The sequence below is a fragment of the Actinomyces sp. ph3 genome (genome assembly GCF_000308055.1).
GTDB lineage: Bacteria > Actinomycetota > Actinomycetes > Actinomycetales > Actinomycetaceae > Pauljensenia.
The window spans coordinates 50,140-67,944 of the sequence record NZ_CAGY01000001.1 but is presented as its reverse complement, the minus strand read 5'-3'; the positions used below and the strand labels follow the sequence as shown (position 1 = coordinate 67,944).

At 53.8% G+C, this 17,805-nt stretch carries 12 protein-coding genes; 1 reads left to right on the top strand and 11 read right to left on the bottom strand.

The window, feature by feature from the left end; all coding sequences use genetic code 11:
* Positions 1–41: 41 nt before the first annotated feature.
* From HGAS_RS00295 to aspS, 10 genes are all read right to left on the bottom strand, one after another.
* Positions 42–890 carry a shikimate dehydrogenase family protein gene (locus HGAS_RS00295; protein WP_019125981.1) on the bottom strand — a complete coding sequence of 283 codons (849 nt, stop codon included), beginning with the start codon at positions 888–890 and terminating at the stop codon, positions 42–44.
* Entirely contained in the window at positions 890–2,299 is a 1,410-nt protein-coding gene (mltG, locus tag HGAS_RS00290; protein WP_019125980.1) for an endolytic transglycosylase MltG, read from the bottom strand. The genes HGAS_RS00295 and mltG overlap by 1 nt, the downstream gene beginning before the upstream one ends.
* Entirely contained in the window at positions 2,299–2,769 is a 471-nt protein-coding gene (gene ruvX, locus HGAS_RS00285) for a Holliday junction resolvase RuvX (protein WP_019125979.1), read from the bottom strand. Before ruvX ends, mltG begins: the two co-directional genes overlap by 1 nt.
* Complete coding sequence (gene alaS / locus HGAS_RS00280) at positions 2,769–5,477, bottom strand: alanine--tRNA ligase (protein ID WP_019125978.1); 2,709 nt, start codon at positions 5,475–5,477, stop codon at positions 2,769–2,771. Before alaS ends, ruvX begins: the two co-directional genes overlap by 1 nt.
* A 104-nt stretch (positions 5,478–5,581) precedes the next feature.
* The gene (rpsD, locus tag HGAS_RS00275) at positions 5,582–6,205 is read right to left on the bottom strand and encodes a 30S ribosomal protein S4 (RefSeq protein WP_019125977.1); all 624 of its coding nucleotides are present in this window, start codon (positions 6,203–6,205) and stop codon (positions 5,582–5,584) included.
* Positions 6,206–6,325: 120 nt separating this feature from the next.
* Complete coding sequence (locus HGAS_RS00270; RefSeq protein WP_019125976.1) at positions 6,326–7,702, bottom strand: replication-associated recombination protein A; 1,377 nt, start codon at positions 7,700–7,702, stop codon at positions 6,326–6,328.
* A 12-nt stretch (positions 7,703–7,714) separates the two neighbouring features.
* The gene (locus tag HGAS_RS00265; protein WP_019125975.1) at positions 7,715–9,133 is read right to left on the bottom strand and encodes a L,D-transpeptidase family protein; all 1,419 of its coding nucleotides are present in this window, start codon (positions 9,131–9,133) and stop codon (positions 7,715–7,717) included.
* 97 nt (positions 9,134–9,230) lie between these two features.
* Positions 9,231–9,848 carry an L-threonylcarbamoyladenylate synthase gene (locus HGAS_RS00260; RefSeq protein WP_019125974.1) on the bottom strand — a complete coding sequence of 206 codons (618 nt, stop codon included), beginning with the start codon at positions 9,846–9,848 and terminating at the stop codon, positions 9,231–9,233.
* 17 nt (positions 9,849–9,865) lie between these two features.
* Positions 9,866–12,241: a TIM-barrel domain-containing protein gene (locus HGAS_RS00255; RefSeq protein WP_019125973.1), complete on the bottom strand. Its 2,376-nt coding sequence runs from the start codon at positions 12,239–12,241 to the stop codon at positions 9,866–9,868.
* Between the two features lie 156 nt (positions 12,242–12,397).
* A complete protein-coding gene (aspS, locus tag HGAS_RS00250) occupies positions 12,398–14,206 on the bottom strand; it encodes an aspartate--tRNA ligase (RefSeq protein ID WP_019125972.1) in 1,809 nt (602 codons plus the stop codon).
* Positions 14,207–14,415: 209 nt separating this feature from the next.
* Between aspS and HGAS_RS00245 the strand changes: the two genes are divergently transcribed.
* Positions 14,416–15,798 carry an MFS transporter gene (locus tag HGAS_RS00245; protein ID WP_019125971.1) on the top strand — a complete coding sequence of 461 codons (1,383 nt, stop codon included), beginning with the start codon at positions 14,416–14,418 and terminating at the stop codon, positions 15,796–15,798.
* Positions 15,799–15,810: 12 nt separating this feature from the next.
* On the opposite strand, the gene HGAS_RS00240 is transcribed toward HGAS_RS00245, so the two are convergent.
* Complete coding sequence (locus HGAS_RS00240) at positions 15,811–17,799, bottom strand: DEAD/DEAH box helicase (protein ID WP_019125970.1); 1,989 nt, start codon at positions 17,797–17,799, stop codon at positions 15,811–15,813.
* Positions 17,800–17,805 lie beyond the last annotated feature (6 nt).

Here is a 17,805-nt window from a genome sequence, read left to right as displayed (position 1 = left end):
CCTTGTCAAGACAGGAAAAAGTATCGGGAGCGTACCCATACTTAATTCTTCCCGAGTAAGTCAAAGACAGCAGATACCGCATGATCGTCGGCGTCTAAACCTGTCATCAGCTTAAATTGCATTAGCGCCTGATACACAAGCATGTCTACCCCAAAGGCAACGGGTATTGAACGTTCTTGACACATTGCGATAGCGGGAGTGACTCGCGGCGCATAGCAGACATCAAGGAAACTCGCCTTCTTCGGCATTGATGCGAGCTGCGATACATGTGCATCAAGAGCGCCCGAAGGCAGTGTCGAAACGACCACGTCCGCAAGTGAACAACAACTTGAAAGCTCGTCGCGCTGCATCAAATCATGACCGTGGTAGCTCACGCCAAGATTGAGAGCAGCGCGGTGAAAATCAACAGGAACTTTCCCGTTATGGAAAGCGCGAGCTACAACATGTACCTCTGCAAAACCCAATGAGACAACAGCGGCAAGTGCTGATGCTGCCGTTGCTCCCGAACCAATAATGACCGCTCTTCCGCGACTGTCTAGGCCCGAGCGGCTTCTACTAAGCTCAATCGCCCGGCTCATTCCATAAACATCAGTATTGAAGCCGGTCTTCAAGCTTCCAGTCGGGATAAGGGTATTGACCGAATTCAATGCTTCAGCTTGAGGATCGACGACATCAAGAAGCGGGATTACTGCCTTCTTGCACGGCATCGTAATAGAAACACCGACGCATTCATCATCAATGGAAGAGATCCACTGGGGCAAGGACTCTGCAGTGACTTCATGTTTCTGGTAGGTCCATCCATTCAGTCCTGCGTAATCCCACAAGCAGCGATGGATCAGTGGAGACAACGAGTGCTCAATAGGTGATCCAATGACGCACGCCCAAGGCATCAGCACTTCCCCTGATGGGTTGAACAATATTCCTCAAGAAGCTTCGTATTCTGGGTTTGCTCATCATGGGTTGCGGCAAAGAGAGTTTCGCCAGAGTCCAGATCAACAGTCACGAAGTACAGCCAATTCCCCTCGGCGGGGTGAATTGCCGCATTAATGGCCTGGCTAGACGGCTGAGAAATAGGTGATGGGGGAAGCCCCGGATTTCGATAAGTGTTATATGGATTATCAGCTGCGAGGTCCTCAGCAGTGGGAATACCGCCGGTTTTTCCAACTCCATAAAGAACAGTCGAATCCATTTGCAATAGCCCGCGGGTCTCGCCATTTGTATCGGCTAGACGGTTGTCAATAACCCGCGACACCATCGGTAGGTATTCAGGATTTCGAACCTCACGCTCAAGAATCGATGCCTTTGTAAGGACCTTCTCCCGATCTGCCGCAGACACACCGAGGTCGTCAAGCTGCTTCTTAGTTGCAGCCACCATTTGAGTAATTAATGACTCAGCGGTTTCGCCCTCTGCGAGCTCATAGGACCCGGGTGCCAGCCATCCTTCAACATTTCCATTTGCTTCAGCGGGCAAACCAATAGTTGTTGCATCCGCCATTGCAGTTTTTACCTGGTCAAGTGGAATATCGGTCACTAAGGCAATCTGTTCTGCGACCTGTTCCTTTGTCTGTCCGGGTGTAACAGTCACCGTATTATCCATGCGATTCGCATCATCAAGGAGCGCGGCAATTGCACCCGATGCGCTCATCTCTTTCTTCAAGGTGTAGCTACCTGGACGAATACCGACAGCGGCCTTATTGGCCTCAAACGCACGAATAAAAGCTGATAGCGACTTAACCACACCGGCATCGACAAGTCGTTGTCCAATCTGCTGGCCCGATTCACCGTCATAAATTGTGACGACAACTTGACCATTTCCTGGACCCGGGAAATCATCAGCTGCGGTACTTGACGAAGAGGAACCTCGAAGCTGTGTGTAGGCAAGATAAATTCCACCAGCACAGAGCGTGAGAGTCAGAAGAAGAACGATGAATGTACGAATTGAACGACGACGCCTGCGTTTGCGAACTGCACGCCGTTCTTGTGCAAGGCGCCGGCTCCGCATTCCAGTCGTCTCGGACGCTGTCTCTTCTTGCGCTAGACGTCGAGTACGACGTGTCGGAAGACCGGCGGGCACAGCCGTTTCTGGAGCAGGAGCCGCGTGGCTACCCGGACGAAGAATCTGATCAAAGTCAGTGTCCTTCGCAGGTGAGCGAGCAGAGGAGCGAGATGCCTCAATGCTTACGCTAGGCTGGGTTTCCTCAACATGAACCTGCGATTCGGGAGGCGCAGATTCTTGCGCGCGACGTTGGTGAATGCTCGCTCGCTTGGGGAAAGGATATCCGGGCGTATTGTCGCTCATCACTGTCCTTCCTCAAGGACAAGTTCCTTTCCAGGAGCTCGTCCGCTCATTCGTTCCATTTCCAAAGCTGTTTCCAGAATAATAGACGCAGCCACCTGATCAATCATCTGACGATGTTCACGCCGTTCAACTCCGGCTTGGAGAAGACGCTCATGCCCTTCGTGCGAGCTTAGGCGTTCGTCGACTAAGCACACACGACACTCAGGTAAAACCATCTTAAGCTTTCGTGCGTAGCGACGTGCGCCCTTTGCTGAAATTCCTTCGCCACCGCGCATATGTCTTGGTAAGCCAACGATTATTTCAATGACCTCAAGCTCATTGGCATAGCGAACGATCTCTTTAATTTCCGAGGCGTCGTCTTGGCGTGGCAGTGTTTCGAGAGGAAGGGCCAGGATGCCCCCCGCGTCACTACGCGCGAGGCCGACCCTGACCGTCCCGACATCGACAGCCAGACGAACTCCCGGCCGCATCACAGCTCTTTAATCTGCTCGTTCACATCCGCCAATGCGTCGTCAATTGCAGCGGGGTTTGACCCACCACCCTGAGCAAGGTCATCACGACCCCCGCCGCCGCCACCGAGAATCTTTGCGGCGCGACGAACAAACTGTCCCGCGCGTGCACTGTGCTGACGCGCTAGATCGTTCGTTGCAACAGTCACCATGGGCTTACCGTTAATAATTGCCGCAAGAGCAACCAAAACTGGGCCATCGTTCCCCAGGCGCTCACGCACGTCAGTTGCCATTGCTCGGAGCTCATCTGCCGTACCAAGAGCACCAACGGGCGCAACAACCGAAGTAAATTTACCGATCTTACGGGCATTCTGCGCAAGAAGAGCAGCTTCGGCGAGAGCCTGTTGTTCGCGAATCTTCTGAAGCTCCTTCTCCGCGTCACGAAGACGAGTCATGACAGACTCAAGTCGTGTCGTGAGTTCATCTGGGCGACCACCCAGCATGGAAGTCAGTTGCGAAACTAAAGCGTGTTCCTTCGCCTGGAAGGAATAGGCCCCATCACCGACAAGCGCATCGATTCGGCGAACACCCGAGCCAATGGATCCTTCACCCAAAACGGTGATGCGTCCAAGGTGGCCGGTGGATGGAACGTGAGTACCACCGCAAAGCTCACGATCGAAGTTGTCACCGATAGTGACCACACGGACCTCAGAACCGTACTTCTCACCGAAAAGCGCGATCGCGCCCGAGCGCTTGGCCTCGTCGAGAGACATGACCTCAGTGGTCACAGGAAGATTTTCTGCAAGCTTTTCGTTAACAAGGCTTTCGATTTCGTTCAGCTGGCCTTCGCCAAGCGAACTTGAGTTCGTGAAATCAAAACGCAGACGTGAAGGAGAGTTCTCGCTACCTGCTTGTTCTGCGTCTTTGTTAACAATGCGTCGCAGGCCCGCATAAACCATGTGGGTTGCAGTGTGAGCGCGGGCGATAGCGAGTCGACGTTCAGTGTCAATCTGCGCGAAGGCCTTCTCCCCCAGCGTCGCAGTCCCCTCAGTCAGGGTGCCACGATGTACGGAAAGACCGCGCACAGGAGCCTGCACGTCATGAACCTCGATCACACCGCCATCAGCAAGTCGAATGGTGCCGTGATCTGCGAGCTGACCACCCATCTCCGCATAGAAGGGAGTTCGGTCCAGGATGATTTCAACTTCAGCAGGCGCACTAACCGCAGGGGTTGGAACGCCATCAACCAACAGGCCTGCTACTTGGGCGTCCGAGGCGCTCTCTGTGTAGCCAACAAAAGTTGAACCGCCGCCGAGTTCCTTTTCGATGTCGTGGAAAATACGAACGTCGGTGTGGCCAGTCTTCTTCGCACGAGCATCAGCACGCGCGCGTTCCTTCTGTTCCTCCATAAGCGCGCGGAAAGCAGCCTCATCAACATGAACGCCCTGTTCCGATGCCATCTCCAGAGTCAGGTCAATCGGGAAGCCATACGTATCGTGTAGTGAAAATGCCGCTTCACCAGAAATCATCGGGGCACCCGGAGCAGCCTTTGCCTTCTCAACCGCGGCATCAAGAATGGTGGTGCCCGCAGTAAGAGTACGACGGAAGGCGTCTTCTTCCGCATATGCAACTTCAGAAATCGTTCCCCAATTCTCTTCGAGTTCAGGGTAGGAAGCCTTCATCGCGTCCTTCGAAGCGGTCAGCAGCGTCGGCATCGTAGCCGTATCAACACCAAGCAAACGCATCGAACGGACGGCGCGTCGAATGAGGCGGCGAAGCACATAACCGCGGCCGTCATTTCCAGGACGAACGCCATCACCAATCAGCATCAGTGAAGAGCGTACGTGATCAGCAACCACGCGAAGACGAACGTCATCGTCGTAGGCAGCACCGGCCTCGGGGCCTGCGGCGCCGAGACCGTATTGCTTACCGCTCATCTCTTCGGCGGCAGCGATAACGGGATAAACCTCGTCAATCTCGTACATATTCGGTTTGTCTTGCATGACGAAGGCCAAGCGTTCCAAACCGGCACCGGTATCGATCGCTTTCTGGTCAAGCTCACCCAGCAGCGGGTAATCCTTACCGCTTCCCTCGCCGCGCATGTACTGGTCAAAAACCAGATTCCACAGCTCAAGATAGCGGTCGCCACCCGGGTCCACATTGCCCCCCACGGCCTCAGGACCAAAAGCAGGACCGCGATCGTAGTGCCACTCGCAGCAGGGACCCGCAGGACCAGGCTGACCGGTGTCCCAGAAGTTCTCTTCGCGGGGTAGACGCACAATGTGGCGAGGATCCATTCCGACCTCCTTGGTCAGAACATCGAATGCCTCATCGTCCTTCTCCCAAATGGTGACCCACATGCGATCGCCGTCGAGGCCATACTTGCCTTCCGATTGCGAACCAGTGAGCAGATCCCACGCGAAGTGAATAGCGCCTTCCTTGAAGTAATCACCGAAGGAAAAATTACCGTTCATCTGGAAGAAGGTACCGTGACGGGTCGTGCGACCGACGTTGTCGATATCGTTCGTACGAATGCACTTTTGAACGGATGCAGCCCTGGGCCAAGGCGCCGGTTCAACACCGGTGATGTAAGGAATGAAGGGCACCATACCAGCGATGGTGAACAAAATAGAAGGCTCAGGAGACACCAAAGAAACAGATGGACGAATCTCGTGTCCTTGTGATGCAAAGTAGTCAAGCCAACGTTGACGAATTTCAGAAGTGCGCATAGTACCCCATAGTAGTGGACATCAATAAGAATCGTGTATTGACAAGACGACTCGACAAAAGAACAAGACCCCGAGGGAAACCCTCGGGGTCTTGGAAGACACACTCAGCGCGAGTAGTGTTCGACGACCATCTGCACGTCGCAGGTGACGGGAACTTCAGCGCGCTTCGGGCGACGCACCAGCGTTGCCTTCAGACGAGCAATGTCAACGTCCAGGTAATCGGGAGTTGCGGGAAGAGCTTCCTGGTTGATGCCTTCAGCTGCAATCTCGAAGGGGACGCTGGTCTGAGACTTCGGCTTGACCTGCAGGGTCTGTCCCGGCTTCACGCGGAAGGAAGGACGATCGACGATCTTGCCGTCAACCATGATGTGACGGTGAACGACGAACTGACGTGCCTGCTGGATGGTGCGAGCAAAACCTGCACGCAGCACCAGAGCGTCAAGACGCATTTCAAGGAGCTCGACCAAGTTCTCACCGGTAAGGCCAGCAGTACGACGTGCTTCTTCGAAGATGTGACGCATCTGAGCCTCACGAATGCCGTACTGAGCGCGCAGACGCTGCTTCTCCTTCAGACGAACAGCGTAGTCAGATTCCTGGCGGCGACGGGTACGACCGTGTTCGCCGGGACCATACGGACGCTTTTCGAAGTAACGAACAGCCTTCGGGGTGAGAGCAAAGCCCAGCGCGCGGGACTCGCGCACCTGCTTGCGTGAACGATTGTGAGCCATTAAATGACCTTTCCTGTCTCTTATGTCGCATTCGCAAAGCGAATGCGGGGCCAACTCCAGGCACAACGCCGTCGGCTAAGACCCCAGGTACACGTTGCCCGTTAAGGCAACCGGATCAGTCTAACGTACTTTAAGCAATTCGCGAAGCGCAGCTAAGCGTTTCGTGAGCATAGCCTCATTGCCATTCGTTGTCGGACGGTAGTAGGACGTCCCACGAAGATCCTCAGGAAGATAGTGCTGAGCCGCGACATGATGAGGTGCATCGTGCGCATAAATATAGTCAACGCCGTGACCAAGAGCTTGAGCGCCACTGTAATGAGCGTCCCTGAGATGCATAGGAACTGGCCCACCTTTCCCTTGACGAATATCCCTGAGAGCTTCGTCAATAGCAAGGTAAGCGCGATTAGACTTCGGGGCAGCTGCTACCGCAATTACGGCTTCACTGAGAATAATTCGCGCCTCTGGCATTCCGACCATTGCAACCGCTTGCGCTGCAGAAACAGCTGTAGTGAGAACCTCGGGTGCGGCCATTCCGACATCTTCCGCGGCGCAGATCATGACGCGTCGTGCGATAAAACGCGGGTCTTCCCCAGCTTCAAGCATTCTCGCGAGGTAGTGGATAGCCGCATCAACATCAGATCCACGCATCGACTTTATGAAAGCGCTTGCCACGTCGTAGTGCTGATCTTGATCCCAACGCACTAAGGCCTGATTAGCAGCATTCTCAACGTCATCGATTTCGATTTCCCGAGGCTCGCTCCCCTCTTCCGCTAGCTCGCCTTCTCCCCCGCGCTCAAGGCACGAGGCCGCTGCAGCCTCGAGAAGAGTCAGGGCCTTACGAGCATCTGCGCCTGCCAAGCGCAACAAGGCTGAGCGGGCATCTACAGATAGGGAAAAAAGAGATTTCAATCCCGATTCACTTGTTAAGGCACGATCAAGAAGAATGGAAAGATCTTCACTGCTTAACGCATGAAGAGTAAGAAGTAAGGAACGAGACAGAAGCGGAGAAATCACCGAAAAAGATGGGTTCTCTGTCGTTGCAGCTACTAGGGTTACCCAACGATTTTCAACAGCTGGAAGAAGAGCGTCCTGCTGCGATTTTGAAAAACGATGAACCTCATCAACAAAAAGGATCGTTTCCTCTCCTGTTATTGTCAGGCCTCGTCGAGCCTGTGAGATCACATCGCGCAGGTCTTTTACTCCGGAGGTAACTGCCGAAACCTCGCAGAACCTCCGGCCAGAAGCACGCGCAATCAGGTAGGCAAGAGTGGTCTTTCCGGTTCCCGGAGGCCCCCATAAAATCACAGAGCTTAATCCCGCAGGGGAATCAGTAGATGGGGTCAGAAGTCTACGCAGAGGTGATCCCGGCTTAAGAAGGTGCTGCTGGCCAACAATCTCATCAGCGCTTTGCGGACGCATCCGAACCGCAAGTGGCGCATGGTCGTCAACTACCGGAGTCCCGAAATCTTCGATCCCCTGCGTATCAAAGAGATCCATTTTCACTCCCCTTTAGTAGTGGCTGATGACAACCGTCCCGTTATCCGCCCAATCATAAATCCAGTGTGCGCCCTCAACCGGCATATTCACACACCCGTGAGAGCCACCGTAACCAGACCATCCGAAAGAGGAACGCCACGGAGCACCGTGGAGCGCATACCCCGCATAGAAATAGGTCACCCATGGAACGCCTTCTGTGCGGTAATTGGTTCCATCTGCATTTTCACCTTCCATTGTCTGAGAGGCGTATTGCAAATAGACATGGAACTTACCGGTTACGGTCGGAGTATTGGGCGCACCCGGGACCATCGGGGTTGGACCGTGAACTATTGTCCGACCTTCATACGCAGAAACCGTGTTCTTTGCCAAGTCGATATCGATCCATTTTTCACCGGCCGAGGCCTGATAAACATCGTCACCGTAGCCGTCAGGGATATCTTGGCGATCATACTCAGGCTGAATCTTGTCGTAATCAAAGTCGCCCGAATAGGATTTCCCGTTATTGAGGGCATCCTCAATTCCAGAAATCACAGACTGTGTATTGTTCGCGCGATAACCAACCGTGCCAGCCTTGAGCACACCAACAACGTCACCACGGCTATTAACACCCTGAATTCCTTTTTCGGATTCAACGTTCGTCGATTTTGCAAGATCATTCACCCAAGCTGATAGTGCCTCCGAATCAAGCACAGCAGCACGATCACCCTCTGGGCTCACCTTGACCCATTTCATCTTGTCGGCCTTCGAGGCAGTGAAATCATCAATACCGTCAGTGATCGTAACGCTAGGAGCAATCAGTGATTGCGCTTGAGTGAGCGCTTCTTCAGCCCTCTGAGTATTAATCTTCGGTTCTTGGACCTCAACGGTGATAGTTCTTGGAGAAGAACCCAAATCTTGGGCGACTTCCTGTTGGACTTTCGCAAGATCAGCCGCATTCAACGCAATACCTTCATGAGAGGGAATCACGCTGAAACCTGATCCATCTTCCTTAGGTGACAGAACTGCATCACTCACAGGGGTCCCGACGCGCTTCGTTAAAGAAGCCCCAAATCGAGAAAGTTGGGAGTTATCGAGTTGAACGACAGGGGTGATCGAGCGAGAGCGGAAGATCCCGACGAACCGGGAGAGCAAACCTGAGTTCTCCGAGAAAGCAGCATCGACTGTCGCGGGGATATCAACAGTGATCCCTAAGTCCTCCAAGGTAGCCTGTTGTGTCGTATCGCCCAACTGCAAAGTAACTTGAGCGGACTCGACGCGTTGTTTCAAAGCGTCGTTAACCTGAGCTCGCGAGGACGAAGAGAAAGACTGACCTGCGATTGATGTGCGCGGAAGCGCATGCGCAGAATAAAACCAGCCTGAGAACACCAAACCGGCGCACAGCAGGCCGCATAGACCAAGGAGTGTCCACACTTTGAGGGAAAGCTTCTTCATAGCTCTCTCATGCTACCGGTTCTTCGAGCGGAAGCACGGCGACAAAAGGGATAAGAAAGGCAATAGAAGCGTGATGCTGCTTACGCAGCCTTGGAGGCTACTCCCATAGACTTGTATCCCCCGCGCCGTGTCGGGCGACTCGTCCCACTCCATCCGTATAGTCGATAACCGATGTTGCTTCGTCTCCTCCTACTGGAGCCACGACCACCAAATCGACAAGTGAACCGATTTTGTCATCGACCTCGAAGCCATCACTCATCACCTGATCTTCACCCGGAAGGATGAGCGATGAAGCAACTAAGGGCTGCCCCAGCGCAGCAAGAAGAGACTGAACAACACGGTGGTCAGGGATCCGTACCCCGATGGTGTGTTTCTTTTTATTCAGCGTCATTCGGGGAACTTCTTTTGTCCCGGGAAGGATGAATGTATACGGACCGGGAGTTGTTGCTTTCATTGCCCGGAATTGCGAATTGTCCATGATGACCAAATCGCCCAGACGCGAGAAAGCATCACAAAGCAACGAGTAATTGTGTTTGTCATCGAGTTTGCGAATCTGTCGAATTCGATCGATTCCCGATTTGTTGCCCATAAGACAGGCAAGCGCGTAGCCAGAATCTGTCGGCAGTGCAATCAAACCACCTTCGCGAAGAACGCCAACAACACGATCAATAAGTCGTGCCTGAGGATTCACTGGATGAAGCTCGACATAGGACATGATCTGCTCCCGATACTTTAGAGATCTGATGCAATTGCGATTTGGAAAAGTGCCTCACGCAAATCTGGGGCAACGCCTGAAGCACTTAAGGCGGCAAAGAAGGCACCACGACCTTCATTCCACGTAGAGTCGAGACGTGTGAGGGTCTCAACCTCACAACGCGCGTGAGTCAAAATCCGACGAATCTGCTCTGAGCGTTTAACCTTTTCACTCATCAGCTTCGGTTCCAGCTCAAAACTGGCGCCCGTGCGCGTTTCAATAAAACCAAGCTCAGTCAATTGACTATCGATTCCATGCCCATAGGTGCGAACGAGAATTTTCCGTCGCGCAGGGATCGAGCCAAGATCCCCGTCAGCACCATGAATGGTGAGTCTGTGGTGAGCATCGTCCCATTCAAAGCGCGTACGAACAAGAGAAGTGTCGCTATCTCGATCTTCGACCAGCTCATAGCTTGCATCCGCGCCACAAACGAGCAGTAGCTCAATTTCCTCAGGATTACCGGTAGCAACATTAGCCTGGCGTCCAAGCATTCCCAGTGTGCCTTCACTATCGGGAGCAGCCGCACTTCCACAAAGTGGAATGATTGATCCACTTCGCGCAAAGAGCGGGGTCCGCGACAGCTCTGACCACAGCGAAAGCTTTCGATTGCCCTGATAGGCGATATTCGTCATGAGATCAACCCACATGCCCTCTGGTAGCCACGCTTCAGACCGCCCACGGCACGAGGCTTCAGAGAGCTGTTCAGTGACTGGAGCAGCGATCAGTTCACGCCCAAAGCGGAAGCAATTTGGGACCTCCCAAGCCTGAGCGTGACCATCATGCTCCCAATACATCGGACGAATGAGTGGGAGAAGCTCATCACGACCGTGGAATTGTTCGGAGTGAAGATACCCGACCAATCGGTGTCTGAAACGCAGGTATTCCTCTTGAATCGCGCAATGAGGTTCTTCGAAAACCCATGGTTCCTTTCGCGTGAATGGATTATTTGATGAGTGCAGACGCATGATTGGGCTAAATACACCACTTTGGATCCAACGGGTCTCCAATTCTGGATCACGTACGCCAAGCATGTGCCCACCGATATCATGACTCCACCAGCCATAGCCGATATTTGAGGCGGTGGCGGTAAATTCAGGCTGGAACTTCAACGATTCCCAGGTGATGTAGGTATCTCCCGAAAAACCCAGAGGGAAGCGCTGAGACCCCGGTCCACAATAGCGAGAAAGCGTAAGCCCTCGACCATGTCGATGAGCATTATCAAGATAGTGATAGTGGTTCAGAACCCACAATGGGTCAAGCCCAGGCACGCTTGAATGCTCTCCTTGTTGCCAGTCAACCCACCAGAAATCAACCCCTTGATATTCAAGCGGGTGCAAAATCTCTTCAAAATATGCCAACATAAATTTGGGATTAGCTGGTTCAAAGAGGATTGTCTTTTTACTTCCGGGGTCTACGCCCATTCTTTGAGCTAAGCGCTCATACCCCTCTTCAAAGTAACGAATGCCATCAGCGGGGTGAAGATTGAGTGAGGTGTGAAGACCACGCTCGTGCAGAGCATCAAGGAACTTTTTTGGATCCGGGAAAAGCTCAGGATCCCAGGTGTAGCCAGTCCATCCTGACCCAGCTCCCGCGGGAGGGTTGGTGATGTGCCAATCCATATCGATGACAGCGACTGCAAGCGGAACATCGTGACGAGCAAATTCACTCATCACTTCCAAATATTCCTCATCTGAGTAGCGGTGATATCTACTCCACCAATTTCCTAAGGCATAGCGGGGCAGAATCGCTTGAGGGCCACTTAAACGGTAGAAGGAACGCACGGCCTCGGGAAAATCTGGTCCGCAAGCGAAAACGTAAATGTCCAGGTGCTCCGGACGCGCTGCCAGGAAGACTCCATCGCTAGAGACAGGGCAGGTGTCATCAATCAACGAGGTTATGCCACGGCCATCGACGACTCCTTTATCCAGTTCACAGCGTCCATCGACCGTGTCCAATGTTCTGGTCGTCCCACGCAGGTTTCTCCCTTGAATCCAGGGAAATTCTGCGTCAGTCCCCCAACGCCAGGTTCCACCCCAGCTATCTTCTTCCCTTACTTGAGCCCACAATCCATTGGAGCTGGGTTCCTTGCCGTCATAGTGGAAGGACATATGTGCAGTCTCAATAACTGTGCCGCCGACTTCGTCATGGTCGATGCGCAGATCCTTCACAGGTAGGCACTTGCGCCATGCCATCATCTGTGTCGGTCCATCCAGGAATTCACCGCTCGGATCCCATTCAAGACGGATCACAGTGTCTGAAAGAATTTCGATCCTCCACTGTGGACCTTCAATCACTTGATCGGCGGGAGGCGCCTGAATCGGTGAAGGTAGCAAATGGGGTGGAAGAAGCGCCATTACGTATCACTCCTGAGGAATCGGCATTGAGCCCTGTTGACTACCAAGATTAGCCTCTCGATCCCCGATCTGCCTATTCACTGAGCAATAAATTCCGGGGTGGTTGATGCGCATCAACCACCCCGGAAACTTGCTAGAAATTAGCCGAAAAGACCTTTACTTTTCAGAGCTATTCTCAGAGTCCTCTTCACCGCGCTTCTTCGGCTTCGCATCCACTCCGGCCTCCTTGCGCTGTGCAGGAGTAATGGGTGCAGGAGCATCGGTCAGCGGGTCGTATCCGCCACCCGACTTCGGGAAGGCGATGACATCGCGAATTGATTCAGACTTGGTGAGGAGCGAAACAATTCGGTCCCATCCGAAGGCGATGCCGCCGTGCGGAGGAGCTCCGAACTTGAATGCATCAAGAAGGAATCCGAACTGGGTTTGCGCTTCTTCCTCGCCAATACCCATGACCTTGAAGACGCGGTTTTGGACATCACGTCGGTGAATACGGATCGAGCCACCGCCGATTTCATTGCCATTGCAGACAATGTCATAGGCATAGGCCAAAGCATTTCCGGGATCTTGGTCGAAAGTATCCAACCATTCAGGCTTTGGTGAGGTGAAGGCGTGGTGGACAGCGGTCCAAGCGCTGTGTCCAAGAGCAACATCGCCTTCGGCCTCGGCATCCCCGGTCGGCTTGAAGAGAGGCGCATCGACAACCCAGGTAAATGCCCATGCATCAGGATCGATCAGGTTACAGCGCTTTCCGATCTCGAGGCGGGTGGCGCCAAGCAGCTCGCGCGAGGCGGTGGGCTTACCAGCAGCGAAGAAAATGCAGTCACCGGGCTTGGCGCCAGTGGCCTCGGCGAGGCCAGCGCGCTCAGCTTCGGTAATGTTCTTTGCAACCGGGCCGCCAAGGGTGCCTTCTTCATCAAGAGTGACGTAAGCCAGGCCCTTGGCGCCGCGCGCCTTGGCCCATTCCTGCCACTTATCAAAGGTACGACGAGGCTGAGAACCGCCACCGGGCATGACGACAGCACCGACGTAAGGTGCCTGGAAGACTCGGAACGTCGTGTCCTTGAAGTAGTCGGTCAGGTCAACAAGCTGATATCCGAAACGAAGATCAGGCTTATCAGAGCCGTACTTTTCCATCGCGTCCTTGTAGGTCATGCGAGGAATCGGGGTCTGGAGATCGTAACCGATGAGGGCCCAGACATTCTTCAAGATCTCTTCTGCAACGGCGATGACGTCGTCTTGGTCGACAAAGCTCATCTCAATATCAAGCTGGGTGAACTCCGGCTGACGATCCGCACGGAAGTCTTCATCACGATAGCAGCGTGCAATCTGGAAATAACGTTCCATTCCGGCAACCATCAGCATCTGCTTGAAAAGCTGCGGGGACTGCGGCAGCGCATACCAAGAACCGGGTGACAGGCGTGCAGGAACAATGAAGTCACGCGCGCCTTCAGGGGTGGAACGTGTAAGCGTCGGCGTTTCAATTTCGACGAAATCGTGAGCGTAGAGAGTATCGCGAGCAGCGCGCGAAACCTTCGAACGCAAGCGCAGAGCGTACTGCTCAGGTTCACGACGCAGATCAAGGTAGCGATACTTCAAACGCGTTTCTTCGCCGACATTGCCTGAATCTTCCGCGTTGGAGGACACCTGGAAAGGAAGCGGCGCAGAAGTATTGAGAATCTCAATATCATCGCCCATGACTTCAATAGCACCCGTTGCGAGATTCGGGTTCTCATTGCCTTCGGGACGAGCACAGACCTCTCCGGTCACTTTCAAAACGAACTCGCTGCGCAATTCGTGGGCAACACGTTCATCGCGAACGACCACCTGCGCAATTCCCGAAGCATCACGGAGATCGATGAATGCAACACCGCCGTGGTCACGACGTCGATCGACCCATCCGGTCAGGGTGACGGTTTGGCCGACAAGGTCAAGGCCAAGCGTTCCAATATTGTGAGTGCGAAGCACTGGTTTTCCTTTCGTTGGTACCATCCGCGAGACGAGCGGCGGCACGGACATAATACCCCCATTGCTCCCCCACTCCTCGATCAACGAGTCGATACCCTGAGTTCATTCGTTTGTTTTCATTCAGCAATAATCCGCCGTACCAACAATCGAGGCACACCTTCTGCAGACACTGGCCATGGTCTCAAGCGAAATATGCAAGGATTAATGTCATGTCCCCACGTCCCCGAGGTGAGGCATGGTCAAGTGCGGAAAAGGAACTCATGCTCTCCTCCGTCATCTTGATTACGCTTTCCGCTTTTGAATCGCTCGCAACGACCACGATCATGCCGAACGTCGTTGCCTCTTTCCATGCAGACTCTTGGTTCGCAGTTTCTTCAGGTGCTGTTCTGATTACAAACTTGATTGCAAATGTCCTAGCAGGAGGCCTCAGCGATGCGTTGGGCGTCAAAAAAGTGTTTGCCTGGGGGTTAGGGCTTTTCTGCGTTGGACTGTTAGTAAGTGCTCTCGCTCCCCATATCGCAGTATTCGTTCTCGGTCGGCTCATCCAGGGCATGGGTGGAGGATTTATCATCGTCCCGCTCTACGTCCTTATCGGAGCAATAGCCACTCCCCTGCACCGTCCACGCTACTTTGCAGCCTTCTCCCTATCTTGGGTCTTCCCTTCCCTCGTAGGACCTGCCCTTGCCGGAATAATCGTGACATATATTGGATGGAGAGTGGTTTTTGGTGTAGCCCCTCTCCTCGCAGCATTAGGTGCGATTCCCCTTCATTCAGTTCTTAAAAATTTCTCGATCCCATCTCAAGGACTTGCACCTTCTTTGCGCTTCGTCCGACTGGCGCTAGGCAGCGGTATAGGCGTTTTCCTTTTACAGATTTCGGGTACGTTTACTTCGATCTGGGCAATGGTGCTTGTGGGCTCTGCGGGCCTGACGCTCTCCGCAATAACTCTTCCGCGCCTTCTCCCGCCTGGCTCTTTTAGTCTGAAGCGTGGCATCCCAGCACTTGTCGTTACTCGTTTGCTCATGATGGGAGCGGTAACAGGCGCAGAAGTTGTATTGCCTTTACTTCTTCAACGTGTTCAGGGCTGGACTCCGAGTTCAGCCTCCCTCGTCGTTACTGCAAGCGCTCTATCGTGGGCTGCCGGCTCGGTCATCCAATCCCATATCCATGTTGGCAAGAACCGGCTTAGACTCCCACGAATCGGAATGGTCTTTGTTGTCATTGGCCTCGCTCCACTAACATTGCTTCTCCAGACATCCGCCCCTCACTGGCCAATCTTTATCGCCTGGCTCCTTGCTGGACTTGGCGTTGGCCTCACACACTCTACGATTTCAGATCTCACGCTAGGGTCAACCGATCCTTCTATGCACGGACGGGCCTCCTCTTGGCTTCAGGTCGCAGACTCGGCCGGTGCAGCCGTCGAGCTTGCTTTCGTCTCTCTTGCCCTGGCGCTATGGAATGCCATCGGTTTCACAGGCCCTATTGCTTATCTCCCTGCAACCGTTATCGCGCTCGGAATTGCTGTTGTCGGCGTGATTGCATCAATGAGAACGCGCGAGGAAGATCTCCTCCCCCGCGCGTGCGCTCAGTGATGTAGTTGTCGCTTAGCGCCCGAAACGGCGTCCCTTCCCCAATTTCTTCGAGGCCGACTTCCGTTGAGGCAGCGTGGCTCGCCCACCCCTAAACGAGGACTTTTCGCCAAAGTCACGACCGCCTCGGCGATCATCACGACGATGATCATCTCCATGGCCTAAACGGTGCCCACGTCCGCGGTCCGTGCGAGACTTCGCTAAGTCTCGGGAGTCTTTTCGTGAAAGCACAGCCTTCTTCGGGGAATGAGCCTTCCCATCGGGTCCCTCATCAACGCGGATTCTCAGTGCACGTCCTGAAACATGCGCCTTTGAAATCCGAGCCATGGCATCCGGACGAAGGTCTGTATGAATTTCGACAAGAGAGAAGGTCGGGTAGATATCAATATGACCGATATCTGCACCGGAAATACCACCTTCACCGGTGATGGCTCCGACAATCGCACCGGGCTTGACGCGGTCCTTCTTACCCACTTCGATGCGGTAGCGCGTACCAGTTCCGACTGCGTGTCGAGGTGAAGCGCCCTGTTTACGCGCCTTGAGCGGACGGTCGTTGTCGCGTCCTCCCTCAAAGTGAGCGCGTGCAAATTCGCCCGATTCATCAAGTTCTTCTTCGCGGCGAATCTTTCCACTACCACGACGGTCTTCAGCAATACGCGCAGCAGGTCCTTCATCCCCCACTGCCTGGGCAAGAAGCGCGGCTGCGATGTCTTCAATATCCAACGAGGTCGTGTCATGAACCTCATCAAGAAGCTGCCGGTAAAGATCAAGTCGTCCACGTTCAATACGCGCGCCGATGGCATCCAAGATTCTGCTCGCTCTGAACTGTGAAACGGCAGCGGGTGAAGGAATCTCGACCTCTTCCATGGGGGTGCCGGTCAGCTTCTCGATCTTGCGAAGTCGGCCATGTTCCCGAGGCGTGAAGAAGCTCAATGAGCGCCCTTCACGCCCGGCGCGCCCAGTACGTCCAATTCGGTGTACATAAGCTTCTGCTTCGCGGGGAACGTCAAAGTTGACGACCAGACCAATTCGTTCAACATCGAGGCCTCGAGCGGCAACATCGGTTGCAACCAGAACGTCGAGGGAGCCGTTCTTTAGACGTTCCACCATGCGTTCGCGTTCAGTCTGTGCAACGTCACCCGAAATACCTGCGGCCTTAAACCCTCTCGAATTCAGTTCAAGAGCAATTTCCTCGACATCCAGACGCGTGCGGACGAAGACAATTGCAGCATCAGATTCTTGCGCGCTCTGGTGTTGAGCTCGAGTAGCAAGAACACGCGAAAGCGCACCAATCTTGTGCTTGTAAGGAACGACAGCATAGGTTTGGTGAATCGTATCAACCGTTGAAGACTCTTCAGAAACGGCAATCTTCAGAGGATCCTTCAAATGCGTTTGCGCAATTTTTTCAATTGCGGCTGGCATTGTCGCTGAGAAGAGGGCTGTCAAACGATCATCAGGCACTGAAGCGGTAATAGTCTCGACATCTTCTGCGAAGCCCATGCGGAGCATTTCATCTGCTTCGTCAAGCACCAACATGACGACGTTACTGAGATCCAACGCGCCTTTATCGATAAGGTCAATCACACGTCCGGGAGTACCGACAACCACCTGCGCACCGCGCTTAAGCGCACCAATCTGAGGTCCATAGGCGGAGCCTCCATAGACGGGAACGACATCGATATCGCGGCTCTGAGCGGCAAAATCAGAAATCGCTTGAGCAGATTGCATCGCCAATTCGCGCGTTGGCGCGAGAACAAGTGCCTGTACATGACGTTGATCTGAATCAATCAAAGCCAAGAGCGGCAGGCCAAAGGCCGCGGTCTTTCCAGTACCTGTCTGAGCAATTCCAACGACATCATGGAAGTCAAGAAGCGCTGGGATTGCCTCAGCCTGGATAGGGGTTGGAACCTCATAGCCCATGTTTGTGATGGCTTTGAGGAGATCATCAGGCAGTCCAAGATCTGCGAAAGTAGTCTCGGTAGCGTTTTCGGGTGCAGTGGACACAGTTTT